This is a genomic window from Planococcus versutus (genome assembly GCF_001186155.3).
Classification (GTDB): Bacteria; Bacillota; Bacilli; order Bacillales_A; family Planococcaceae; genus Planococcus; species Planococcus versutus.
In genome coordinates, this window is the sequence record NZ_CP016540.2 from 2,647,191 (window position 1) to 2,670,481 (window position 23,291).

Genomic DNA, 23,291 nt, shown 5'->3' on the forward strand with positions numbered 1-23,291 from the left:
GGTTTTATACTTAATGATCGTCGGCAACTTTATGCGACATGTAGACCATCGTTAACATAACGAAAATAAACGCTTGGATTGCCCCGATAAAAATCGAGAATCCTTGCCATGCCATCATCGGCACGATTGCGGATGCGAATCCAAATGCACCTGCTGATGCGAGGCCTGCTAACAAAGTCAGCAAGATTTCCCCCGCATAGATGTTCCCGTAAAGACGCAGACCGAGTGTCAGCGTATTTGCAAATTCCTCAATGATGTTTAATGGGAACAAGAATTTCATCGGCTTGGTGTAGCCTCCGGCATATGATTTGAACCCTTTTAACTTAATACCATAGTAATGGCTTAAGATAAGCACCATTGCGGCTAATGTCATCGTTACCGTTGGATCAGCTGTTGGTGATTTCCACCAAAGTTCCCCGTAGACAACTATTGAAAATGGAAGCCCTAACATGTTCGATACAAAAATGAACATGATCAGGGTGATTCCAAGAACGTGGAATCGGCCACCATCTTTCCAGTCCATATTGCTTTTAATAATCCCTTTAACGAAATCCATGATCCATTCCATGAAGTTTTGCATACCTGTTGGTTTGAGTTGCAAATTACGTGTGGAGATAAAAGCAATTAGGAAAACGATAAGAGCGGCTACAAGGAGCATCATAACGTTTGATAGGTTGAACCAGATCCCGAGCACCTTAAGCATAGGAGCGCTGTGATCCACGATAGTTTCACCTCTCTTTCCACATTGTTAATGGTGTTTCACGTGATAAACAATCCGCTCTGTTAATAACAGAGCATAAGGGACCATCAACCCTATTACTGTACTGACCAAGTGAACGTGCTCTGCGAACAAAATCGCAATCGCGACAGCTGCAACACCTGATGCAAACCGTAATGCCGTTCCAAGAGAACGAACTTTCGAGCCTTCTGCCACCGCACGATCGAATTTCTCCATCCGCCGAACCAAAATCCACATATTGTAAATGCCGAACAAAGTTCCGATGATGAGACCTAAGAACACCTCTTGATAAGGAGTAAACCCCCAACCAATAACGTAGAACGCCAAGATGAAGAAAATCATCTTTTTCAGTCTTGTGTATATCTCCCTAAGTCCTTCCATTTTCTACATGTCTCCTGATTCGAATTTGCGGACAGTCTGAAGCATTGCCCAAACACCGACAGTGATGCCCATGAAAAGGCAAATGATCATAAAAAACGGTGCGGTTCCGATCCTTTCATCGAGCCACTTTCCAGTGAAAATACCGATGAGAACGGACCCGACAAGTTGTGTCAGGATGGCACTATAAATGGCCATCGCTTGTAAGGGACTTTTTGTTGGGCGCATGATAACCCCCTCGAACTTCGTTGATTTGACATTACGCTCTAAAAAAGAGCAGTCGCATCAGGCTTCCAAATCACATAATCTATGTAAGAAAACCTTCTCATGCATACCCTTTGTAAGCATACATTAGGGGTAAAATCATGTCAATTAGTAGAAGTGAAAAACTTCACAAGCGATTTTTCTCCGACATATTGTCGACAAATTTTAATTAGAAAAGTGAAATCGGCCATTATAGCTCCGACGGGCTTAAGGCAGAATGGCGAAGCGGCGTTTTTTCAGTCGCACAGCCAGGCTGACTTAAGACCCCGAGGAGCTGGCCGGTGCAACTAGACAACCCGAAAAGTGAAAGTGCCTGTTTAGCTCTGACAGGTGTAAGACGATCTGGCGAAGCGGCGTTTTTTGCCGCACAGCCAGAGTGACTTACATCCCGAAGAGCTAGGCACTTGCAACTAGACAACCCGAAAAGTGAAATCGGCCATTATAGCTCCGACGGGCTTAAGGCAGAATGGCGAAGCGGCGTTTTTTCAGTCGCACAGCCAGGCTGACTTAAGACCCCGAGGAGCTGGCCGGTGCAACTAGACAACCCGAAAAGTGAAAGTGCCTGTTTAGCTCTGACAGGTGTAAGACGATCTGGCGAAGCGGCGTTTTTTGCCGCACAGCCAGAGTGACTTACATCTCGCAAAGTAAGTAAATCACTCACTCTTCTGCAACTTTAAAAAATACGCATGCAGCGCTTCAACAATTCGTTCAGATGCTTTGCCATCTCCGTACGGATTGGATGCTTGGGACATCGCTGTATATGCATCTTCATCTGTTAGCAACTCTTTCGCCAACGTATAAATCGTTTCTTCATCGGTTCCCGCAAGCTTCAACGTTCCTGCAGTAATTCCTTCAGGACGCTCTGTCGTATCACGCAAAACGAGTACCGGTTTCCCCAGCGAAGGCGCTTCTTCTTGAATTCCGCCCGAATCGGTCAAAATAAAGAATGAACGCGCAGCAAAGTTATGGAAATCGAGAACTTCTAGCGGTTCAATTAAATGAATGCGCGGATCGCGACCTAATACTTCGTCTGCAACTTCACGGACAGCTGGATTCATATGAACTGGATAAACCACTTGAATGTCATCGTGCTCTTCGATCAAGCGTTTAATCGCACGGAACATATTGCGCATTGGCTGTCCTAGATTTTCACGACGATGCGCTGTCAGCAAAATCATTCGATCGGTACCGATTTTCTCTAAAATCGGATGCGAATACGTTTCACGAACTGTTGTTTGAAGTGCATCAATCGCTGTATTGCCTGTAATGTAAATCGTTTCGGCTTTTTTGTTTTCATCAAGCAAATTTTGAGCTGATTTTTCAGTTGGTGAAAAATGAATATCTGCCATGACTCCCGTCAATTGACGGTTCATCTCTTCAGGATAAGGCGAGTACTTGTTGTGCGTACGTAAGCCCGCTTCGACGTGACCGATGGCTACATGATTGTAAAAAGCAGCAAGACTCGCAGCAAAAGTTGTTGACGTATCCCCATGTACCAAAACGATATCTGGTTTTGCTTCTTTCATAATAGTATCGAGTCCTTGCATAGCGCGCATGGTCACATCCGTCAACGTTTGACGTTCCTTCATGATGTTCAAATCAAAATCAGGCGTAATTTTGAATGTCTCTAACACTTGATCCAGCATTTCTCTATGCTGTGCCGTAACAGTCACCAATGGTTCAATCGTGTCCGGATGTTTTTGAAGTTCTAACACAAGTGGTGCCATTTTGATGGCTTCTGGTCGTGTACCAAATATCGTCATTACTTTCCATTTTTTCGTCAAGCTGATTTACCTCACTCTCTTATTTTGTCCCAAATAACCGATCGCCAGCATCTCCAAGACCTGGAACGATATATCCTTTTTCGTTTAACTTTTCATCTAAAGCGGCAATAAAGATATCGACATCAGGATGCGCTGCTTGTAGAGCCTCTACACCTTCTGGAGCTGCAATGATACACATGAATCGAATTTTTTTAGCGCCTCTTTTTTTCATCGAGTTAACTGCTTCGATTGCTGATCCGCCTGTAGCAAGCATTGGATCAACTACAATAAATTCACGCTCTTCAACATCGGAAGGCAATTTCAAATAATATTCGACTGGCTGTAACGTGACTGGGTCACGATATAAACCGATATGACCTACTTTAGCGGCTGGAATCAATTTCAAAATTCCATCTACCATGCCAATGCCCGCACGCAAAATAGGCACAACACCTAATTTTTTTCCTGCAAGTACTTTTGATTTTGCCATTTGAACTGGTGTTTCAACATCAATTTCTTCTAACGGCAAGTCGCGTGTAATTTCAAAAGCCATCAACGTAGCAATTTCATCTACCAATTCACGGAACTCTTTCGTACCTGTAGACTTATCACGGATGTATGTTACTTTATGCTGGATCAATGGATGATCGAAAACGTATACTTTTCCCACTGCCTATCTCTCCTTTTCAAACTTAATCTTAAATAGTATAACAGAAAACCCACGATTCAAGTGGTTGAATTCTGCTTTACTGGGATTCAGTTATTTTCACCTACAAACATTTCTCCACAAAAAAAACGAGAAAACTTCTCTCGATTTTTTGAAAAACACAGTAAAATCCTGCTAAACTGCTTGCGTCTAACTTACTTTAGTTGAAACGCTTCACTAAGCGGCATCGGTTTGTAAAACAAATACCCTTGCCCAACTTTACATCCAATGGTTAACAAAGTTTGACGTTGTTTTTCTGTTTCGATGCCTTCAGCAACCGCATACATATTCAGATTTTCTGCAAGCTGAATAATTGTGCGAATGATTGCCAACGTACCCGGTTCATTCATATTTGAAATAAATGAGCGATCAATTTTTAGTTCTTCTATCGGGAGCTTTTGCAAATAACTTAGTGAAGAATATCCTGTACCGAAATCATCAATTGAAGTAGTAAATCCACATTGTTTTAAATGCTTAAATACTTTATTTGCGATTTCGATATCGACAAAGCCAATGCGCTCCGTAATTTCCAACTGAATCCACTGCGGGTCAATGCCATACGCTGCGGTCATATCCATTAAATTCGGAACAAAAGAATGATGGAAAAAGTGATCCGCTGAAATATTGATTGCGACTTGTCGCAAATTTAAGCCTTTATCCACTCTCTTTTTCATCCATGTCAACACTTGCCGCAAAATATTTTGTTCTAACAATTGAATTTTCCCATTTTTTTCAGCAGCCGGAATAAAAACATCTGGCGGAATTGTCCCAAGCTGCGGCGATGTCCAACGAGCTAATGCTTCAAAACTTAAAATTTTACCAGATTTCAAATCTACTTTTGGTTGCAAATAGACGCCTACTTCATTGCGTCTAAGTGCTGCCGTCAACTCGTTCGCGACACGTAAGTCTTTCATCATAAATTCATCTAGTTCACTTTCAAAATACGAAATGGTTTCACCTGTGCGGAGTTTTGCTTGAGACAATGCACTATCTGCACATCGGATCAACTCTTCGGAATCTTTTTGGTGAGGCATGACAATCGCGACACCTATTTTTAAAGTAAGAAACAATTCCATGTCTCCTATAGTGACTGGTTCTAAAAACCCATGCAACAGCTGTTCTAAATACTCAGGAATTTTAGTGAAGGGAGTCATACTGTACATCGAAATTGTAGAATCCGAAAAACGCGCAACCAAATCATTGGAATGATTTTGCATCTTGTTTAATCGTTTGCCCATTTCGTGCATAATTGTATCGCCTGCACGATGACCATATTGATCAACCACTTTTATGTACTCATCCGATGAAATAAAAGCAATAAACCCTTCTTTGTCTTCACTCAACATTTCACCAATTTCACTTCTGAAATAGTTTTGATTTGGAAGCTCTGTATTGCTATCCACATAAGCAAGTCGTAAAATTTCTTCTTGTTGTTGAGAATATTTAATTACCAATGAAGCAATTGAAGCTACTTGTTCCATAAATACTAGATCTTCTGCATCCGGAGTTAATGGCACCGGAAAATAAATTCCAAACGTTCCAATGATGGATTCTTCCACACTAAATATAGGGATAGACCAACTTGACACCAGTCCATACTCTTTTACTAACGGCTGATGATTTCGCCACAAATAGTCTGTATTCATATTTTCAACGACTACTGGCTGTCCTCGATGATACGCTGCTCCACAAGTACCGATATCCGCTTCTACACGCAATCCGCTAATCGCTTCTTGAAAGCCAATTGGCATCGAACTGGCTGCACCAATTTTGTAAACTTCCGCGTCTCCAACTAAAAGAACAGTGCATTTTGCACCATCAATAAAGAACGATTCGCAAACACGGCAAATGTCCTGTAGAAGTACGCTTAGCATATAGCCTTTTTCAATTCCTCGATAAGTCTCTTTTTGCAGTTTAATCAACGCTTCTGAACGTTTACGATCCGTGATATCATGCTGCAACATCAATGTGAATTTAACGTTTTTCTCAGGGAACGATAACGGTTGGATAGCTATTTCATTCCAAAAAGGGACTCCGTTTTTGCGGTAATTCACCACTTCAATAATGTCGTCTTTGCTTGCATCTACACAAGCGCGCACTTTTTTGACCGCTTCTTTTTCTGTTTTCATACCGTGTAAAAATCGTCCATTCCGCCCGATTGTCTCCGCTTCACTATACCCAGTCATCTTAAAGAAGGCATTATTTGCGTAGACAATTGGTTGATCTTCTAGTTCGGTATTGAGGATTAAGAAGGGTGTGTGAAATTCTATACCAAGGCGACGTAGCCATTCCATAATCACTCTTTTATCTCGCTTTAACTCATCCCTATACATGTGTTTCCCCTCCCGCCGTTAGAATAGCTAGTTACGTGTAAGGATTGGTTTTTTTGCATTCCGATTTTCACTATTGTCTTATGTCATAAAACCGACAGACATCTTCCCTTTTTATGTATAAGCCAAAATAAGTACATTTATTTGTATATTTCTACTATACGTTGCCCGTTCAATAAGCTCAACTGTTATTATAATACAAAAATACAGCTATCGAGTCCCTTTCCTCGACAGCTGTAAAAATTATTTATATAGAGAATGTGCAGCAGTCAATTTTGCGGTACGTTCTGTTGCGTCTTTTTTTACTGTCTCATCTTCTGGATTTTTCAAAAGCATCGCCATAATAGAAGCAATTTCTTTCATCGACTCTTCTTTGAACCCACGAGACGTAACAGCTGCTGTTCCTAAACGAATTCCTGATGTAACAAATGGACTTTCCGGGTCAAATGGAATCGTGTTTTTATTTGTGGTAATACCCACTTCATCAAGAATATGTTCTGCTACTTTCCCCGTTAAATTTAACGAACGAAGATCGAGTAGTAGTAAATGATTGTCTGTGCCGCCCGATACGATGTTAACGCCTTCTGCGATCAATGCTTCGGCTAATACGTTGGCATTTTTTACAACTTGGTCAATATAAGTTTTAAATTCAGGTTGCTGTGCTTCGCCAAATGCAATGGCTTTTGCTGCAATCACATGCATAAGCGGCCCACCTTGAATTCCTGGGAAAATTGTTTTATCAATTTTTTTCGCAAATTCTGCGTTGCAGAGAATTAATCCGCCACGCGGCCCACGCAACGTTTTATGTGTAGTGGATGTAACAAAATGTGCATGAGGAACAGGATTAGAATGAGCACCAGTCGCAACTAGACCCGCAATGTGAGCCATGTCGACCATCAAGTATGCCCCTACTTCATCAGCAATTTCACGAAATTTAGCGAAATCCAATTGACGTGAATAAGCGCTTGCACCAGCAACAATCATTTTCGGTTTATGCTCTAAAGCCGCTTGACGAACAGTTTCATAATCAATTAATTGCTCATCTTCCGTAACACCATACTCCACAAAATTATACTGCATGCCACTGAAATTCACTTTACTGCCATGTGTTAAATGTCCACCATGATTTAAGTTCATTCCAAGAATGGTATCGCCTTTTTCTAAAACTGCTGTGTAAACAGCCATGTTCGCTTGAGATCCAGAATGAGGTTGCACGTTCGCATGATCTGCACCGAAAATTTCTTTCAGGCGGTCACGCGCGATGTTCTCGACAATATCCACGTATTCACAGCCACCGTAATAGCGTTTGCCCGGGTAGCCTTCTGCATATTTGTTTGTTAACACGGATCCTTGTGCATCCATAACAGCTTGTGAAACAAAGTTTTCAGAAGCAATCAATTCGATATTCGCTTCTTGTCTTTCTTTCTCTGCATTCATCGCTTCATATACTGCTGGGTCTTGCGCTTTAATCAATTCCATCCGTATACCCCTCCTGTGATTGAACAAGCTCTCGATTATACACTGCCCGCTCACCGCCAATAAGTTTTGGTCGTGTGGTGGCCGTGGCTACAATTGCTTCACCTACTAGTTTAACAGATGTCCGCAATGGAACGGCAACTCTTTTTAAATGCATGCCAATCATTGTTTGTCCAATATCGATTCCTGCATGCGCCTGGATTTCTTCTACTACAACAGGGTCGATCATGTTACTAAATGCATACGCACTCATAGAGCCCCCAGCTTTGGAAACCGGAATCACAGAAACGGGTTCCCAGCCATACTTTTCAGCTGCTTTGCGCTCGACAGTTAAGGCGCGGTTAATGTGTTCGCAACTTTGAAAAGCCAAAAACAACTGATGGCGTGACGCAAATTTCACTAGCGGTGTAAACAAACCTTCTGCAATATCAAGTCCCCCGCCCGTTCCAATTCGTTTTCCAGCTACTTCTGAGGTCGAACAGCCGACTACAAACACTTGGCCTTTCCTGAATGTGATCTGTTGCTCTAATTCGCTTAAAACCTCTTCAAGTTGCAATTGCCATAAAGTTTGCATGCCGACTCCTCCTTATTTCTCGAGATCCGTAATTTTTTGGATGCGTTTTTCGTGTCTACCGCCTTCAAACTCTTCAGTTAACCACGTTTGCGCGATTTCTCGTGCAAGTCCTGGACCGATAACACGTTCGCCCATTGCTAAAATATTGGAATCATTATGTCCTCTTGTTGCTTTCGCACTAAAGACATCATGAACTAATGCACAACGGATTCCTTTGACTTTATTCGCTGAAATGGACATACCAATGCCTGTACCACAAATCAAAATGCCACGATCAAATTCCCCACTTGCTACAAGGTCAGCTACTGGCTTAGCGTAATCTGGGTAATCTACCGAATCGTCTGTATGAGGACCAAAATCCTTATATTCAATCCCGATTTCGTTCATAAGGTTAACGATTTCTTTACGTAAATTATTGCCACCGTGATCTGATGAAATTGCTACTTTCATGATACTCCCTCTTTTCTTTAGATCAAATTTATCAATCAGCAAAAGCGCCTTTGTTGAATCTTACTAAACTACTTTCACGCTTTTAATCAATTCTACCATTTTTACGCTAAAAAGACAGACTCGGCTTTTATAGCTCTGTCTGTCTTTCGTCTTTCATGTCAGTTTTACGATAATTTTATCAATTAAAGATTGAAGTTCGTCAAATGTTTTTTTATAAAGTGCCAAAGAGCCGCCATAAGGGTCGCTAATGTCTTTAGTTGAACCATCAGCAAATTCTGCTATTGTATAAATTTTTGTGGCAGCTTCCGGATAAACTTGCAAAACCGTCATTTTATGCGAATGCGTCATTGTTAAAATCAACTCTGCCCATTTTAAAGACTCTATATCTAAAGGATTGGACATATGATCAAACGATATTCCTTGTTGTACTAATACCGTCTGTGCATTTTTAGTTAGCGGCTCTATTCCTGCATATATCCCTGCCGAACGCGCTTCTATTTTATCTCCTTGTTTTGCGGATAGGATAGCTTCAGCCATCGGACTGCGACATGTATTGCCTGTACAAACAAAAAGAATGTTCATCATCCATCTCCTATTAGCTAAACCATTTATGATCTGCTGCTTTTTCAAGTCTATTCATCAAGGCGTCATTGCCTTTTTCGTCACATTCAACAGAAGCCAAAATTAAATCAGCATCCGATAAATCACATTTCCGCAAACTAGCATACAAATTTTCCATCGACAATGGAAAATTAAAATCGGCAAATGGATATTGTGTTTCGCTAATAACAGCGACGCGTTTTCCTTTTTGTTGAACATACTGAATCGCTTTTTCAATCAACGCTTTTTCATTCTCTATCAAGTATAAAGGAGCGGTAGGCGCATAATGCATGTACTTCATGCCTGGCGATTTTGGTATATTGCCTTTGTTTCCAGAAGACGTGCGAACTGTTCCAATCACATGTTCGATTTGTTCTTTCGAAACATTTCCTGGACGCAAAATAACAGGCGGTTCACTCGTCATATCCAATACCGTTGACTCGATGCCAATTTCTGTAGCTCCACCGTCTAAAATTAATGGAATTTTCCCATTCAAATCGTGATCAACATGCTCAGCTAATGTCGGACTTGGTTTACCACTAGTATTAGCACTTGGAGCAGCTAAAGGCAATTGTAATTTTTTCAACAACGTTAACGCAACTGGGTGGTTCGGAACGCGTATTCCTACCGTTTGAAGATTGGCCGTTACATTACTCGCAAAAGTATCAGGCTTGGCTTGTAAGATTAACGTCAACGCACCTGGCCAAAACGCGTCCATGCACTGGAGCGCTTTTGATGACACTTTCTGCACATAACTCAACGCTGCATCTTTCGAATCGACGTGAACAATTAAAGGATTGTCTGCTGGACGTCCTTTTGCTTCAAAAATTTTGTTGACGGCTTTAAAGTTGGTCGCATCTGCTCCTAATCCGTAAACCGTTTCTGTCGGAAAGGCAACAACTTCACCTGATTTCAGGATTTCCACAGCTTGTGCATAACTATTTTCTTCATCCACATTCTTATCCACAAAAATCATTTTTGTTTTCACACGAACAACTCCTATTTTTAAGGGTTTCTGTGTTTTTATCCACAATATGTGGATAAAAACAGGTATATTGTGCGTAACTTGTGTACAACTTACTCGATTATCGCAAAAACCATTCGGTCATTTTTGTTGATATCTTTTTTACAATAGACAAAAGCGCTCGGAAAAGCATCTTTCACCATTTTTTGGACTGCTTCACTTTGTTGATAACCTATTTCAAAACCAATAATTCCTGGGTTATGCAGCAATTTCGGAAATTGAATCGCCATCTTTTCATACAGCGCTAATCCTTCGTTCTCTGCGAACAGCGCGTCGTCTGGCTCAAAATCACGAACACTATCCGATAATCCAGAAGCTTCTGCATAGGCAATATAAGGCGGATTGGATAAAATAACATCCCATTTTTCATGTTCAATTGGCTGGGTTAAATCACCTAAACGAAAGTCAATTTCAACACCTAGAGCTTCTGCATTTTGAGTTGCTACACGAAGCGCAGGTTGCGAGATATCTGTTGCAGTGACTTGCGCTTGTGGCAATTCGCATTTCATAGTGATTGCAATTACACCGCTTCCCGTGCCGATGTCTGCAATCATAGGTTGTTTTTTAACCAGATGGCGTTCGATCAACTTTAATGCTTCTTCTACTAGCTCTTCTGTTTCTGGCCTCGGAATCAATACATCCGCATTTACGTGAAACGTTCTGCCATAAAATTCTTCAGTACCAGTCAAATGCTGGACAGGAACTCCTTTTGCGTGTAGCTCAACATTCGACCAGAAATTTTCTACTTGTTGTTCACTTATTTCATCTCGCATTGCAGCGATCAATCCCGAATACGAAAGACCCAGTTCATGCTGAAGAAGAATTCGCGCTGCTCCTTCTTCACGGCCATGATCCAGTAAAAAAGAAGAAGCCCTCTTCAGGGCCTCATAAACAAACTTATGCTTGGTCATTATTTAAACTTTCCATGCGAGCCGATTGCTCTTCGATGATCAAGGCATCGATAATTTCGTCCATTTTCCCTTGCAAAATCTGATCTAGTTTTTGAATTGTTAGTCCAATTCGATGATCAGTTACACGGTTTTGCGGGAAATTATATGTGCGAATTCGTTCAGAACGATCTCCTGTCCCAACTGCTGATTTACGGACGGCATCGTATTCAGCTTGTGCTTCTTGTTGGAATTTTTCATATACACGTGCACGCAATACTTTCATTGCACTGGCTTTGTTTTTAATTTGTGATTTCTCATCTTGACACGTTACCACTGTATTTGTCGGAATATGCGTTAAGCGAACAGCTGACATTGTCGTGTTAACCGACTGTCCACCAGCTCCAGAAGAAGCATACGTATCTGTACGAATGTCATTTTCATGTATATCAACTTCCACTTCTTCTACTTCTGGCAAACAAGCAACTGTTGCAGTTGATGTATGAATACGACCGCCTGATTCTGTTTCTGGAACACGTTGTACGCGGTGTGCACCATTTTCATATTTCATTTTTGAATAGGCACCTTTTCCTGTAATCATAAAGACGATTTCTTTAAAGCCACCAAGTCCAGTGGGATTTGAGTCCATGACTTGAACTTTCCAGCCATTGGCTTCAGCAAAACGAGTATACATGCGGTATAAATCTCCAGCAAACAAAGCCGCTTCGTCTCCACCCGCAGCGCCACGAATTTCCATAATTACGTTTTTGTCATCATTAGGATCTTTTGGAATCAATAGCTTGTGAAGACGTTCTTCGACAACAGTAAGCTGCTGTTCCAATTCGTTAACTTCTTCTTTTACCATTTCGCGCATGTCTGCATCCATTTTATCGTCAAACATAGCTTTTGCTTCTGCTAATTGAGTGGTTAACTCTTTGTATTCACGATAAGCCGTAACGGTTTCTTGAAGATCCGATTGCTCTTTTGAATACTCGCGTAGTTTATTGGTATCGCTAATAATATCAGGATCACTCAATAATTCATTTAAACGGTCATACCGATCTTCTACTGATTGTAATCGATCAAACATAGGTGTCACCTCAAGTTCTAATTTTTGGTTATTTATACTAATGAAGAAATCGCTCCAGGCGGACGCTTTCGGGCTCACAGGATGTGAGTCATGCAGCAGGTGCGACAGGACGTCGCGGTTTCAGCTGCCAGGGGGCCGGCTTCAGCCGCTTCCCTCGCTTCGCTCAGTCCAGGGTCTTCAGCTCGTCCTGATCCCCTAGGAAAGTCATTGAACGAATGCAATTCGGCCAATGGCTTTGCGACGAAGCTAGCGAAGCGATGCAGGAGCATATCTTCGCACTTCGCCACCTTCCGCTTTTTCTTCTAAATATGTTGTAAAAATTTATAAACAACAATTAATTGTAGCCAAAGTATATTTGGGATATAGAGCAAATTAGCAGCGTCCCTTCTAGTTTGTTCCATACCTCACTAAATAAATACTATTAAAAATTGCTGATAATTATTAGATAGTAAGCTTTTAGAACCTATTCGCTAATAGTTACGCCTGTAGGTACTTCGTGATGGTGGCGGCAGCGTGGTTCGTAAGCTTCTGATGCGCCTACTAAAATAGTCGGGTCGTCTGAGCCTGCTGGTTTTCCATCAATCAGTCGTTGCGTTCGGCTAGCGGGAGAACCACAAACTGTGCATACTGCTTGCAGCTTTGTGACTTGTTCAGCAATTGCGAGCAGTGCGGGCATCGGTCCAAATGGACGCCCTCTAAAATCTTGGTCAAGTCCCGCAACAATTACACGAAAACCGTGATCAGCTAGCTTTTGAACATTGGTGATAATGTCTTCATCGAAAAATTGCGCTTCATCTATTGCAATAACATCGAATTCGTCTGAAATGTATTCCCATAATTCAGTTGAGCGGGTAATTGGTAAAGCAATCACAGTGGCACCATTATGCGAGACCACTTCTTCTTTGCTGTACCGATCATCAATTTTTGGTTTAAATACGGCGATTTTTTGTTTAGCGAATTGGGCGCGGCGAACACGACGAATCAGCTCTTCTGATTTCCCGGAAAACATGCTGCCACAAATCAATTCAACCCATCCCGTTTGTTTCATAACATACATAGGTGAGACCCCTTTCAAACACGTTGTTGTTTTATCTGATTTCATAAAGCACGCTTTTTTTAATCATACCAAAATAATGATGAATTCCACGTTTTTTTTAGAATATGTAAGACTTTTTCAACAATAAAACGAAAAAAAATACCCGCCAAGCGTTTTCGCGCTCAGCAGGTATATTTTAATGGATACGAGAAAGCAAAAAACCGGAAGATGAAAATTTACTAATTGAAAATCTCCAGTTTCAGCTTGTTGCTAACCACGTATTACTCGTTGATTTCTTCTTTTAAGCCATATTTTTTGTTGAAGCGATCTACGCGGCCGTCTGCTGCTGCGAATTTCTGACGTCCAGTATAGAATGGATGACACTCGCTGCATAGCTCAACGCTGATGTTTTCTTTTACAGAACCTGTAGTGAAAGAATTCCCACATGAGCAAGTTACTGTAGCTTGTTTGTACTCTGGATGAATACCTGTTTTCATATTATTTTTCTCCTCTCGCCCTGAACCATCTGGAACAGAGTTTACTCTATTTTACTATTGCCTTACACGGTTCTTCAGACCGTATATGCAATAGCTTTTATTTTGATCATTGGAACAAGTATATCAAATTATCGTGTGTTTTGCAAGTAGTTAGATCATCTTCTTGTTGTTTCGATGAGTTTTCATTTCCGTAGTTAATTGTTCAAAAAATTCCTCGTTGGTATCTGTTTGGCTCAATTTCTTTAAGAAACGTTCGCCAAAGTCATGCGAATCTGAAAAGGTTTTTCGAATCGACCAAAGCTTTTCAAGTTGCTTAGGTTCAATTAACAATTCTTCTTTACGTGTACCCGAACGGCGAATATCCAGTGCTGGGAAAATTCGACGTTCTGCCAAAGAGCGATCCAGATGCAATTCCATATTACCCGTTCCTTTAAACTCCTCGTAAATAACTTCGTCCATACGTGATCCTGTTTCAACTAAAGCAGTAGCTAAAATTGTTAAGCTTCCGCCTTCTTCAATGTTACGCGCTGCACCGAAAAAACGTTTTGGTCGGTGGAAAGCAGCTGGGTCAATTCCTCCTGACAGAGTACGACCACTTGGCGGAATTACTAAATTATACGCTCGCGCTAAACGCGTGATCGAGTCCATCAAAATAACAACATCGCGTTTGTGTTCAACAAGGCGCATAGCGCGTTCTAGAACAAGCTCTGCTACTTTTACATGATTTTCAGGCACTTCATCAAAAGTGGATGAAACGACATCAGCGTTAACAGAACGCTCGATGTCCGTTACTTCTTCTGGACGTTCATCAATTAGTAAAACAATTAATTCCGCTTCTGGATGATTGGTTGTAATGGAGTTAGCGATTTCTTTTAACAACATCGTTTTGCCTGCTTTGGGTGGCGCAACGATCAAGCCGCGCTGGCCAAATCCAACAGGTGCCACTAAATCCATAATGCGTGTGGATAAATGAGCAGGTGTGGTTTCTAAACGAATGTGTCGATCTGGATAAAGTGGTGTAAGTCCTGGAAAGTGAACACGTTCTTTTGCTACTTCTGGGTCTTCTCCATTTACCGCTTCCACTTGAAGCAAGCCAAAGTAGCGTTCGTTTTCTTTTGGCGGACGCACTTTTCCTGAAACTTTGTCACCGTTTCTCAAATCAAAACGACGAATTTGAGAAGCCGAAATGTAAATATCTTGCGAGCTTGGCGAGTAGTTAATTGGTCGTAAAAAACCAAAACCTTCAGATTGAATAATTTCAAGTACACCTTCCATAAAGAAAAAACCTTCTTGTTCTGCGCGTGTTTTTAAAATCGCAAAAATTAGTTCTTTTTTTGAAAGCTTGCTGTAGTTTGTTAGTTTGTATTCTTTCGCTAAATTATAAAGTTCTTTTAATGTCATATTCTCCAATGCGGAGATTGTTATCGTTGCCATGTATCGAACACCACTCTTATTTGTTTTATTTTTGGTTTGTAACGTTGTTGAGGATCGGTCGTGAATGCTTAAGAAGATCTGTAAAGAAGAAGTCCGGCAAGATGCCGGACTCATTTTATGAAGTAAGTTCGTTAATCGTTCATGACAAGATTCGGCTTTTTTGCCAAGCTGTGACGGCCTTCGATAAAGCGAATTGTTCCAGATTTTGCACGCATCACCAATGTATGGCTTTCTGCAAAACCACCTTTTAGTTGAACACCTTTTAACAGCTCTCCGTCTGTAACGCCGGTAGCCGCGAAAATAGCGTCATCGCCTTTAACGAGATCGTCCATCATCAACACTTGGTTTACATCAATGCCCATATCCAGACAGCGCTGTGCTTCTTCTTGGTTTTGTGGTTTAAGCTTTCCTTGAATTTCACCGCCAAGGCATTTTAAGCCTACTGCAGCGATAACGCCTTCAGGTGCTCCACCAGTACCAAATAAAATATCAACGCCGGTTTGATCAAAAGCTGTATTGATAGCTCCAGCTACATCACCATCAGATATCAGTTTGATACGAGCGCCTGCTTCACGAATTTGATCGATAATAGCTTGGTGACGGGGTCGATCCATAACTGTGGCAACGACTTCTTCGATGTTTTTATTTTTGGCTTTTGCTACTGCACGAAGGTTATCGATAACTGGCGCATTAATGTCGATTTTGCCTACTGACTCTGGCCCAACCGCAATTTTTTCCATATACATATCCGGTGCGTTTAGAAGATTGCCTCGATCGGCGATTGCGAGAACTGCTAATGCATTCCAGCCACCCGCGGCCACGATGTTTGTTCCTTCTAAAGGATCAACAGCAACGTCCACTTCTGGACCGTTGCCTGTTCCTAATTCTTCACCGATATAAAGCATAGGCGCTTCGTCCATTTCTCCTTCACCAATAACCACAACTCCACGCATTGGAATGGTATCAAATACCGTTCTCATAGCGGTTGTTGCTGCGTCATCTGCTTCGTTTTTCAAGCCGCGGCCCATCCATTTTGAAGAAGCAATTGCTGCCGCTTCAGTAATGCGCACTAATTCCATCGATAGACTTCGTTCCATACAATCAGTTCCTCTCGTTCAACATTCACTTTTTGGTAATAATTATAGCATATGTTTCCAGCCTAAAAGAAGGTCAATTTACGTCTTGGCTAAAGTCGGATTTCATGCTTGTCACGGGATCAATCGTTTCTCTTCGAATATCCGCGCCTAAGCCTTGCAATTTCTCAATAATAGAAGAGTATCCGCGTTCAATATGGTAAATTTCACGAATTTCAGTTTCACCTTCTGCAAGTAACCCTGCGATTACTAACGCTGCCCCTGCACGTAAGTCAGATGCTACTACGGTTGTAGCTGTCAATGGTGTCGGCCCTGTAATAATTGCTGCTCTTCCTTCGACACGGCCACTTGCATTCATACGACGAAGTTCATCAATATGCTTAAAGCGAGCAGAATAAATCGTATCCGTTATCATAGAAGATCCTTCAGCTTGCGTCATCAGCACTGAAAATGGCTGTTGAAGATCTGTTGCAAACCCGGGGTAAACCAAAGTTTTCACATCAATGGCTTTTAGATTTTCAGATTTTGGAATGTAAATAGATTCTTCACCTTCTTGAACATCAACGCCCATTTCACGTAATTTAGCAGTTAATGCTTCCATGTGGAACGGAATCACGTTATCAATGGTTACGCCATCTCCAGCTGCAGCAGCCATAATCATGAACGTACCCGCTTCGATGCGGTCAGGAATAATCGTGTGATTTGTGCCGTGTAGTTCTTCTACGCCATCAATTCGAATTACATTTGTTCCTGCACCTTTGATTTTCGCACCCATATTAGTCAGTAACGTAGCAACATCAATAATTTCTGGCTCTTTTGCAGCATTTTCAATCGTTGTTTGGCCTTTAGCCATAACAGCAGCAAGCATAATATTGATTGTGGCTCCAACACTCACAACATCCAAATAAATTTTTGCTCCGCGAAGTTCATCAGCACGTAAATAGATAGCACCGTGCTCGTTTGTTACTTTTGCACCAAGTGCTTCAAAGCCTTTAATGTGTTGATCAATAGGACGTGGTCCTAAGAAACAACCACCTGGCAAACCGATTGCAGCGTGCTTAAAGCGACCAAGCATTGCGCCCATCATGTAATACGATGCACGTAATTTTTTCACGTTACCGTTTGGCAAAGGCATGTCAATCATTTTTGTTGGATCAATATTCATCGTTCCATCTTCAAATGTAACTTCTCCACCAATTTCTTCCAAAATGTTCTTTAATGTCCATGCATCAGAAATTCCCGGTAATCCTTCAATCGTTACAGGCGAATTTGCCAAAATCGATGCAGGAATTAAAGCAACTGCACTATTTTTTGCGCCGTTGACTTTAATTGTTCCGGAAAGACGGTTACCGCCCTTTATTTTATAAACATCCATTGAATTTCTCCTTTATCAACTTTTGGGACTGTTTGGTTAATCCGAAAAGTTTCATTGGTTCGACTTGTAAAATGAAATGTCGATCACAACTTGCAGTTCTCTTTTTTTATAATAAGTGACTCGCTTTAATAGCGAGAAATTCCACTCATTTTTGTTTTATTCTGTACGTTTTTCCCAATCTGCTAAGAATGCTTCGATTCCTTGGTCAGTTAACGGGTGCTTGAACATTTGGTGCATCACTTTAATCGGCATTGTGGCAATATGAGCACCGTTTAATGCAGCTTCTGTTACGTGTTGTGGGTGGCGGATTGATGCTGCAATAATTTCTGAAGAAATATCATGAATCGCGAAAATTTCAGCAATTGTCGCAATCAAGTCCATACCATTGTGACCGATATCATCAAGACGTCCAAGGAATGGTGACACGTATGCTGCTCCTGCACGTGCTGCAAGCAATGCTTGGTTTGCGCTAAAAATTAAAGTAACGTTAACTTTTTTGCCTTCTGAAGCAAGAACGGCACAAGCTTTCAAGCCTTCTGGTGTCATCGGCAATTTCACAGTGATGTTTGGAGCAAGATCAGCCAGTTCACGACCTTCTTTAATCATACCTTCTGCATCAAGTGCAATAACTTCTCCACTAATGGAACCGTCCACAAGTGCTGCAATTTCTTTTAAGCGATCATGAAATGAAACATTTTTCTCTTTTGCAACTAATGATGGATTTGTTGTAACACCTGAAAGAATTCCCCAGGCATGTGCTTCTTTGATTTCGTCAAAATTGGCTGTATCGATAAAGAATTTCATATTTTTTTCCTCCAGTATGATGGGAAAAAGAGAAAACGTCTGTTGACGCTTCTCTTCCCTCTTTTTTATTGACTATGCTTTTTGAGAACTTCCAAACTCACGCATTTTACCAGTTACTGTCTTTTTGATTGCTTCACGAGCTGGTCCCATGTATTTACGTGGATCGTAAACGTCCGGGTCGTTGTTCAATGCATCACGAACAGCTTGTGTTGAAGTAATTTGACTTTCTGTATTGACGTTGATTTTTGCTGTACCTAAAGATACTGAACGTTGAATGTCTTTTAACGGAATTCCTGTTCCTCCGTGCAAAACAAGTGGTACGTCGCATAGCTGAGAAATTTCTTCCATTTCTTTAAAGCCTAAATTCGGTTCACCTTTATACGGACCATGAACTGAACCAAGAGCTGGCGCTAAGCAATCAATGCCTGTTTGATCAACCATTTTTTTGCATTCTTGCGGATCTGCATAAATAACGCCGTCTGCAATGATGTCGTCTTCTTGTCCACCAACAGTTCCTAATTCAGCTTCAACCGAAACATTGTGCTGGCGAGCATATTCGACAACTTGTTTTGTAATTTCAATATTTTCTTCAAATGGATGATGAGAAGCATCGATCATGACTGAAGTAAATCCTGCATCAATCGCCTCTTTACACTTTTCAAAGCTCGAACCATGGTCTAAATGAATCGCCACAGGAACTGTAATTTTGTAATCATGCATTAACCCTTTAACCATATGAACAACTGTTGTAAATCCACCCATGTACCGAGCAGCACCTTCAGAAACTCCACAAATTACCGGGGAATTCTCTTCTTGAGCGGCTTGCAGAATCGCTTGCGTGAACTCCAAGTTGTTTAAGTTGAATTGACCAATTGCATAGCCTTCTTTTTTTCCTTTTATCATCATTTCTTTCATTGAAACTAACGGCATTCTGAATTCCTCCTTGGCAATGTTTAAAGCGAATATCTTTTATACTATATCAAAAACCCACTATTTACGCTACTTCTTGTGTTGCTACTATTCTACTAATCGCTTTACAGCATCACGTACTTCAAATACATCAAAAGGCTTTGTAAAGTAAAGTTCCGCTCCCCAATTCATGGATTCTCGAATAAGATCCAGTTCTCCGTATGCTGTCATCATCACAACGTGTATAGACGGGTTACTTTTTTTCAAACGCTTTAAAATTTCGATTCCGTCCATTCCTGGAATCTTCATATCTAAAAGAACAAGATTTGGAGAATTTTCCTTTACTTTTTCAAATGCCTCTACGCCACTCCCCGCCGTGATTACTTGATAGCCTTCTTTACTGAATACTTCTTTCAATAAAAGCCGAATTCCTGGTTGGTCATCTACTACCAAAATGGTTTTCAAGAAGAGCCACTCCTTTATCTGCTATACTTTTTACGAGGTGAAGCTTATGGATTTGTTTACTAATCAATTAAAACACGTATTTGATCGTTTATCGTACCAGCATGACGCTTTTGATCGTATTGCCACCGTATTGGCACAAGCTGCGATTGCAGAAGGCACCATCTTTATCGCAGCTTTTGGTGAGATGAAAGCTGTTACTGCTGTTGCTTTAAATGGTACGCAACTATTGCCTGCTGTCGCCGAATGGTCTCCCGCTAGCATTGTTACTCATATTGATCGTGTTTGGATTTTGGCGGCTCATGAAGAAGGCGATGAACTTGCTGGTAGACTCTCCGATGCTGGTATCCCATTTGCTGTTGTTTCGGCTCAATCAACTAACGGTAAGCTGGCTGATGCTTTTCTTTTTTTAAACGACCAAGAAAACACCTTCACAACAGACGAAAACAATCCCCGTGTTGTTCCGTACGCCATGACAGCACTGTATATTTACTATGCTGTTGCACAACGAATACATTCTCTTTTACTTGATTGAATAAATGATGCACAAAAGCCTTCCTTGTTTCTCAAAAGGAAGGCTTTTGCTATTTATTTGTTAGCAATAGACGCTTTAATAAACTCGCGGAACAACGGCTGTGGTCGATTTGGACGTGAAATAAACTCCGGGTGGAATTGACAAGCAACAAACCATGGGTGGTCAGTTACTTCAATAATTTCCACTAAGCGACCATCTGGGCTCGTGCCTGTAAATTTAAATCCAGCTTTTTCGAATGCTTCACGGTATTCATTGTTAAACTCATAACGATGACGGTGTCTTTCGTATACTAGCTCTTCACCATATGCTTCGTGGGCTCTTGACCCTTTTTCAAGTTTCGCAGGATATAATCCAAGACGAAGCGTTCCGCCTAAATCCTCAATGTCTTTTTGTTCTGGTAATAAATCGATTACTGGATACGGCGTTCTAGCATTTAGTTCAGATGAATGTGCATCTTCAAATTTCATGATGTTGCGAGCAAATTCTACAGAAGCCAATTGCATGCCTAAGCAAATACCAAAGAATGGCACCTTGTTTTCGCGTGCATACTGAGTGGCAGCAATTTTCCCTTCGACGCCACGATCACCAAATCCACCTGGCACCAAAATGCCGTCACAGTCTTTCAACAATTCTGCTACGTTGTCAGCAGTGACGTGCTCCGCGTTGATCCAGTCTACTGCGATTTCAGAATCGAATGCAAAGCCGGCATGTTTTAGCGCTTCTACTACAGAGATATAAGCATCTTGCAATTCTACGTATTTACCAACAAGTCCAATACGAACGCTCTTTGTAAGAGATTGCACTTTTTCAACAAGCGCTTTCCAATCCGTCATATCCGCTTCAGGGGCATCGATTTTAAAATGATCTAAAACAATTTGGTCCATGTGCTGCTCTTGCAAACGAAGCGGCATTTCGTAAATTACGTCTACATCGCGTGATTCGATTACTTCTTCTGGCTTAATGTCGCAAAATAGCGCAATTTTGTCTTTCATGTCTTGTGGTACGGGATGTTCTGTGCGCACAACAATTAGGTTCGGTTGAATTCCAAGACCCCGAAGCTCTTTCACACTATGTTGTGTCGGTTTTGTTTTCATTTCTTTTGCTGCGCCCAAGTATGGAATTAACGTGCAGTGGATGTACATAACTTCTTCGCGACCAAGGTCTGATTTCATTTGACGAATCGCTTCTAAGAACGGCAATGACTCGATGTCGCCAACGGTTCCACCGATTTCGGTAATCACTACATCTGCATTCGCTGTTTTCGCAGCGCGCAACAAGCGATCTTTGATTTCATTTGTGATGTGTGGAATAACTTGGACCGTTCCACCCAAATAATCACCGCGTCGTTCTTTTTGAATCACCGTCGAATATACTTTCCCTGTTGTTACGTTTGAGTATTTGTTTAAGTTAATATCGATAAACCGCTCGTAATGACCAAGATCCAAATCGGTTTCTGCGCCATCATCTGTTACGAAAACTTCCCCGTGCTGATATGGACTCATTGTTCCTGGGTCAATATTAATGTACGGATCGAATTTTTGAATCGTTACGTTTAATCCTCTGTTCTTCAATAATCGCCCTAAAGATGCAGCTGTAATGCCTTTACCTAGTGATGAAACAACGCCACCGGTTACAAAAATATACTTTGTCACGACTGTTTCCTCCTCGAATGATAAAAATAAAAAGCGCTCCTCCTGCTATATGCAGGGGGAGCGCGTAAACTGTACGAATCATCTCTCCTATTTTAAGGAGCCCAAATAAAACCTTATCCAGTCTTGCCTCATAAGTCAAGGTAAAAAAATGTTCAGTTTACTTCAAGTCGTCCTCATCTTCATCTTCGTCGTCGTCTTCTTCATCGATGATATTGCCATCCATGTCTTCGACGAGTACATCTTCGTCTTCTTTGTCATCATCCGCATCAAAATCAAGAATTTCAACAGGTGATTTAACCACTTCATCTTCGTCGTCGTCTTCATCGTCTTCACCGAAATCTTCAAATTCCAATTCGTCTTCTAACGCTAACTCATCCAAATCGTCAAAACCTTCATCATCTGCAACTTTCGCTTTTTTCTTACGCGCTTTCACAGTTGGTGCGGACTCTTCTTCAATCTGATCAACCGGGTACCACTCGCGTAGACCCCAACGGTTTTCGCCTAAGATTAAAAAACGGCCATCAATGTTCAAGTCTGTATAGAATTGAACTAACCGATTTTTCATATCTTCTTTTGCTAGTCCTAATAATTTCTCAATTTCTGCAACTAATTCTGCATACGTTTTTGTTTCATGTGTTTCTTCCAACATTGCATATGTCAAGTCAACAAATGACTCTTCTATTAGCTCTTCTTTAGATAATTCACGAATTTTCATTCCGTGCACGTCCCTTCTTCTTTCTTAACTTAATTCATTATATACAAACAAACTAGTCTCCGCTACCTTGCATTCTTATTTTTTGGATCTATTTGTTGCCAACCAAAATAAAACAAATAGATGGCCAAAATCATAAATGGAATTGACCCCAAAGCTTTATTGTACAGGAAGAAAATGAGTATGACACAGATTATGATAATACTATAATGGACAGCTTTGTGCATAGGATCCATCCTTCTTAGTCTCAGTTGTTAAGTATTCTCCTAGTATACAGAAAATCGATGCGAATATCGACTGGTTATTATGCTGAAAAGATGAGCAGGTGATTAATAGCAACTTACTTTACGATAATTTCTTCTTTTATGATCTCATTTTGGATTTAATTACTTTATTTCTTGATTTTCTTGCCGAACGTGCGTATTTTTTCTTGAACGTGCACATTTTTGTTTGAGCGTGCGTATTCTGGTCTAAACGTGCGTATTTATATTTAAACGTGC

24 protein-coding genes are annotated in these 23,291 nt (G+C 41.1%); 1 reads left to right on the forward strand and 23 read right to left on the reverse strand.

The window, feature by feature from the left end; all coding sequences use genetic code 11:
- Nucleotides 1-10: 10 nt before the first annotated feature.
- The 21 genes from atpB to I858_RS13430 all read right to left on the reverse strand — a co-directional run bounded on the left by atpB (nucleotide 11) and on the right by I858_RS13430 (nucleotide 19,895).
- A complete protein-coding gene (atpB, locus tag I858_RS13330; protein WP_049694102.1) occupies nucleotides 11-721 on the reverse strand; it encodes a F0F1 ATP synthase subunit A in 711 nt (236 codons plus the stop codon).
- Nucleotides 722-748: 27 nt separating this feature from the next.
- Complete coding sequence (locus I858_RS13335; protein ID WP_049694101.1) at nucleotides 749-1,120, reverse strand: ATP synthase subunit I; 372 nt, start codon at nucleotides 1,118-1,120, stop codon at nucleotides 749-751.
- Nucleotides 1,121-1,123: 3 nt separating this feature from the next.
- Nucleotides 1,124-1,345 (reverse strand): AtpZ/AtpI family protein, encoded by a 222-nt coding sequence (locus tag I858_RS13340; RefSeq protein ID WP_049694100.1) that lies wholly within the window; start codon nucleotides 1,343-1,345, stop codon nucleotides 1,124-1,126.
- 689 nt (nucleotides 1,346-2,034) lie between these two features.
- Nucleotides 2,035-3,165 carry a non-hydrolyzing UDP-N-acetylglucosamine 2-epimerase gene (gene wecB, locus I858_RS13345; protein ID WP_049695226.1) on the reverse strand — a complete coding sequence of 377 codons (1,131 nt, stop codon included), beginning with the start codon at nucleotides 3,163-3,165 and terminating at the stop codon, nucleotides 2,035-2,037.
- A 19-nt stretch (nucleotides 3,166-3,184) separates the two neighbouring features.
- On the reverse strand, nucleotides 3,185-3,814 hold the full coding sequence (upp, locus tag I858_RS13350) for a uracil phosphoribosyltransferase (RefSeq protein ID WP_049695227.1): 630 nt from the start codon (nucleotides 3,812-3,814) through the stop codon (nucleotides 3,185-3,187).
- 191 nt (nucleotides 3,815-4,005) lie between these two features.
- Nucleotides 4,006-6,183: an EAL domain-containing protein gene (locus I858_RS13355; protein WP_049695228.1), complete on the reverse strand. Its 2,178-nt coding sequence runs from the start codon at nucleotides 6,181-6,183 to the stop codon at nucleotides 4,006-4,008.
- 240 nt (nucleotides 6,184-6,423) lie between these two features.
- The gene (gene glyA, locus I858_RS13360) at nucleotides 6,424-7,659 is read right to left on the reverse strand and encodes a serine hydroxymethyltransferase (protein ID WP_049695229.1); all 1,236 of its coding nucleotides are present in this window, start codon (nucleotides 7,657-7,659) and stop codon (nucleotides 6,424-6,426) included.
- Nucleotides 7,646-8,230: a TIGR01440 family protein gene (locus I858_RS13365; protein WP_065524436.1), complete on the reverse strand. Its 585-nt coding sequence runs from the start codon at nucleotides 8,228-8,230 to the stop codon at nucleotides 7,646-7,648. Before I858_RS13365 ends, glyA begins: the two co-directional genes overlap by 14 nt.
- 12 nt (nucleotides 8,231-8,242) lie before the next feature.
- Nucleotides 8,243-8,680 (reverse strand): ribose 5-phosphate isomerase B, encoded by a 438-nt coding sequence (gene rpiB / locus I858_RS13370; RefSeq protein WP_049692925.1) that lies wholly within the window; start codon nucleotides 8,678-8,680, stop codon nucleotides 8,243-8,245.
- Between the two features lie 153 nt (nucleotides 8,681-8,833).
- Entirely contained in the window at nucleotides 8,834-9,262 is a 429-nt protein-coding gene (locus I858_RS13375) for a low molecular weight protein arginine phosphatase (RefSeq protein ID WP_049692926.1), read from the reverse strand.
- 13 nt (nucleotides 9,263-9,275) lie between these two features.
- Nucleotides 9,276-10,268, reverse strand: coding sequence for an L-threonylcarbamoyladenylate synthase (locus I858_RS13380; protein WP_049692927.1), 993 nt, complete (start codon nucleotides 10,266-10,268; stop codon nucleotides 9,276-9,278).
- A gap of 89 nt (nucleotides 10,269-10,357) precedes the next feature.
- Complete coding sequence (prmC, locus tag I858_RS13385; protein WP_049692928.1) at nucleotides 10,358-11,215, reverse strand: peptide chain release factor N(5)-glutamine methyltransferase; 858 nt, start codon at nucleotides 11,213-11,215, stop codon at nucleotides 10,358-10,360.
- Nucleotides 11,202-12,281 carry a peptide chain release factor 1 gene (prfA, locus tag I858_RS13390; protein WP_049692929.1) on the reverse strand — a complete coding sequence of 360 codons (1,080 nt, stop codon included), beginning with the start codon at nucleotides 12,279-12,281 and terminating at the stop codon, nucleotides 11,202-11,204. Before prfA ends, prmC begins: the two co-directional genes overlap by 14 nt.
- 463 nt (nucleotides 12,282-12,744) lie before the next feature.
- Entirely contained in the window at nucleotides 12,745-13,338 is a 594-nt protein-coding gene (locus I858_RS13395; protein WP_049692930.1) for a thymidine kinase, read from the reverse strand.
- A gap of 260 nt (nucleotides 13,339-13,598) precedes the next feature.
- Nucleotides 13,599-13,814: a 50S ribosomal protein L31 gene (gene rpmE / locus I858_RS13400; RefSeq protein ID WP_049692931.1), complete on the reverse strand. Its 216-nt coding sequence runs from the start codon at nucleotides 13,812-13,814 to the stop codon at nucleotides 13,599-13,601.
- A gap of 150 nt (nucleotides 13,815-13,964) precedes the next feature.
- On the reverse strand, nucleotides 13,965-15,248 hold the full coding sequence (gene rho / locus I858_RS13405) for a transcription termination factor Rho (protein ID WP_049692932.1): 1,284 nt from the start codon (nucleotides 15,246-15,248) through the stop codon (nucleotides 13,965-13,967).
- Between the two features lie 131 nt (nucleotides 15,249-15,379).
- On the reverse strand, nucleotides 15,380-16,345 hold the full coding sequence (gene glpX, locus I858_RS13410; protein ID WP_049692933.1) for a class II fructose-bisphosphatase: 966 nt from the start codon (nucleotides 16,343-16,345) through the stop codon (nucleotides 15,380-15,382).
- A 73-nt stretch (nucleotides 16,346-16,418) separates the two neighbouring features.
- On the reverse strand, nucleotides 16,419-17,717 hold the full coding sequence (locus I858_RS13415) for a UDP-N-acetylglucosamine 1-carboxyvinyltransferase (RefSeq protein WP_049692934.1): 1,299 nt from the start codon (nucleotides 17,715-17,717) through the stop codon (nucleotides 16,419-16,421).
- A 156-nt stretch (nucleotides 17,718-17,873) separates the two neighbouring features.
- Nucleotides 17,874-18,521: a fructose-6-phosphate aldolase gene (fsa, locus tag I858_RS13420; protein WP_049692935.1), complete on the reverse strand. Its 648-nt coding sequence runs from the start codon at nucleotides 18,519-18,521 to the stop codon at nucleotides 17,874-17,876.
- A gap of 72 nt (nucleotides 18,522-18,593) precedes the next feature.
- Complete coding sequence (locus tag I858_RS13425) at nucleotides 18,594-19,451, reverse strand: class II fructose-bisphosphate aldolase (protein ID WP_049692936.1); 858 nt, start codon at nucleotides 19,449-19,451, stop codon at nucleotides 18,594-18,596.
- 87 nt (nucleotides 19,452-19,538) lie between these two features.
- Nucleotides 19,539-19,895: a response regulator gene (locus I858_RS13430; protein WP_049692937.1), complete on the reverse strand. Its 357-nt coding sequence runs from the start codon at nucleotides 19,893-19,895 to the stop codon at nucleotides 19,539-19,541.
- A 46-nt stretch (nucleotides 19,896-19,941) separates the two neighbouring features.
- On the opposite strand from I858_RS13430, the gene I858_RS13435 reads away from it, so the two are divergent.
- On the forward strand, nucleotides 19,942-20,427 hold the full coding sequence (locus I858_RS13435; protein WP_049692938.1) for a DUF2529 family protein: 486 nt from the start codon (nucleotides 19,942-19,944) through the stop codon (nucleotides 20,425-20,427).
- A 53-nt stretch (nucleotides 20,428-20,480) separates the two neighbouring features.
- Here the strand turns inward: I858_RS13435 and I858_RS13440 are convergent, their stop codons facing one another.
- Together I858_RS13440 and rpoE are read right to left on the reverse strand one after the other, a co-directional pair.
- Nucleotides 20,481-22,079 (reverse strand): CTP synthase, encoded by a 1,599-nt coding sequence (locus I858_RS13440; protein WP_049692939.1) that lies wholly within the window; start codon nucleotides 22,077-22,079, stop codon nucleotides 20,481-20,483.
- Nucleotides 22,080-22,236: 157 nt separating this feature from the next.
- A complete protein-coding gene (gene rpoE, locus I858_RS13445) occupies nucleotides 22,237-22,794 on the reverse strand; it encodes a DNA-directed RNA polymerase subunit delta (protein WP_049692940.1) in 558 nt (185 codons plus the stop codon).
- Nucleotides 22,795-23,291: the final 497 nt, after the last annotated feature.

Excerpts from the sequence above, each read along its gene's own strand:
- I858_RS13335 (WP_049694101.1), bottom strand. The coding sequence starts at position 1,120 with ATGGAAGGACTTAGGGAGATATACACAAGACTGAAAAAGATGATTTTC.
- I858_RS13340 (WP_049694100.1), bottom strand. The coding sequence starts at position 1,345 with ATGCGCCCAACAAAAAGTCCCTTACAAGCGATGGCCATTTATAGTGCC.
- I858_RS13355 (WP_049695228.1), bottom strand. The coding sequence starts at position 6,183 with ATGTATAGGGATGAGTTAAAGCGAGATAAAAGAGTGATTATGGAATGG.
- glyA (WP_049695229.1), bottom strand. The coding sequence starts at position 7,659 with ATGGAATTGATTAAAGCGCAAGACCCAGCAGTATATGAAGCGATGAAT.
- I858_RS13365 (WP_065524436.1), bottom strand. The coding sequence starts at position 8,230 with ATGCAAACTTTATGGCAATTGCAACTTGAAGAGGTTTTAAGCGAATTA.
- rpiB (WP_049692925.1), bottom strand. The coding sequence starts at position 8,680 with ATGAAAGTAGCAATTTCATCAGATCACGGTGGCAATAATTTACGTAAA.
- I858_RS13375 (WP_049692926.1), bottom strand. The coding sequence starts at position 9,262 with ATGAACATTCTTTTTGTTTGTACAGGCAATACATGTCGCAGTCCGATG.
- prmC (WP_049692928.1), bottom strand. The coding sequence starts at position 11,215 with ATGACCAAGCATAAGTTTGTTTATGAGGCCCTGAAGAGGGCTTCTTCT.
- prfA (WP_049692929.1), bottom strand. The coding sequence starts at position 12,281 with ATGTTTGATCGATTACAATCAGTAGAAGATCGGTATGACCGTTTAAAT.
- I858_RS13395 (WP_049692930.1), bottom strand. The coding sequence starts at position 13,338 with ATGTATGTTATGAAACAAACGGGATGGGTTGAATTGATTTGTGGCAGC.
- rpmE (WP_049692931.1), bottom strand. The coding sequence starts at position 13,814 with ATGAAAACAGGTATTCATCCAGAGTACAAACAAGCTACAGTAACTTGC.
- rho (WP_049692932.1), bottom strand. The coding sequence starts at position 15,248 with ATGGCAACGATAACAATCTCCGCATTGGAGAATATGACATTAAAAGAA.
- glpX (WP_049692933.1), bottom strand. The coding sequence starts at position 16,345 with ATGGAACGAAGTCTATCGATGGAATTAGTGCGCATTACTGAAGCGGCA.
- I858_RS13415 (WP_049692934.1), bottom strand. The coding sequence starts at position 17,717 with ATGGATGTTTATAAAATAAAGGGCGGTAACCGTCTTTCCGGAACAATT.
- fsa (WP_049692935.1), bottom strand. The coding sequence starts at position 18,521 with ATGAAATTCTTTATCGATACAGCCAATTTTGACGAAATCAAAGAAGCA.
- I858_RS13425 (WP_049692936.1), bottom strand. The coding sequence starts at position 19,451 with ATGCCGTTAGTTTCAATGAAAGAAATGATGATAAAAGGAAAAAAAGAA.
- I858_RS13435 (WP_049692938.1), top strand. The coding sequence starts at position 19,942 with ATGGATTTGTTTACTAATCAATTAAAACACGTATTTGATCGTTTATCG.
- rpoE (WP_049692940.1), bottom strand. The coding sequence starts at position 22,794 with ATGAAAATTCGTGAATTATCTAAAGAAGAGCTAATAGAAGAGTCATTT.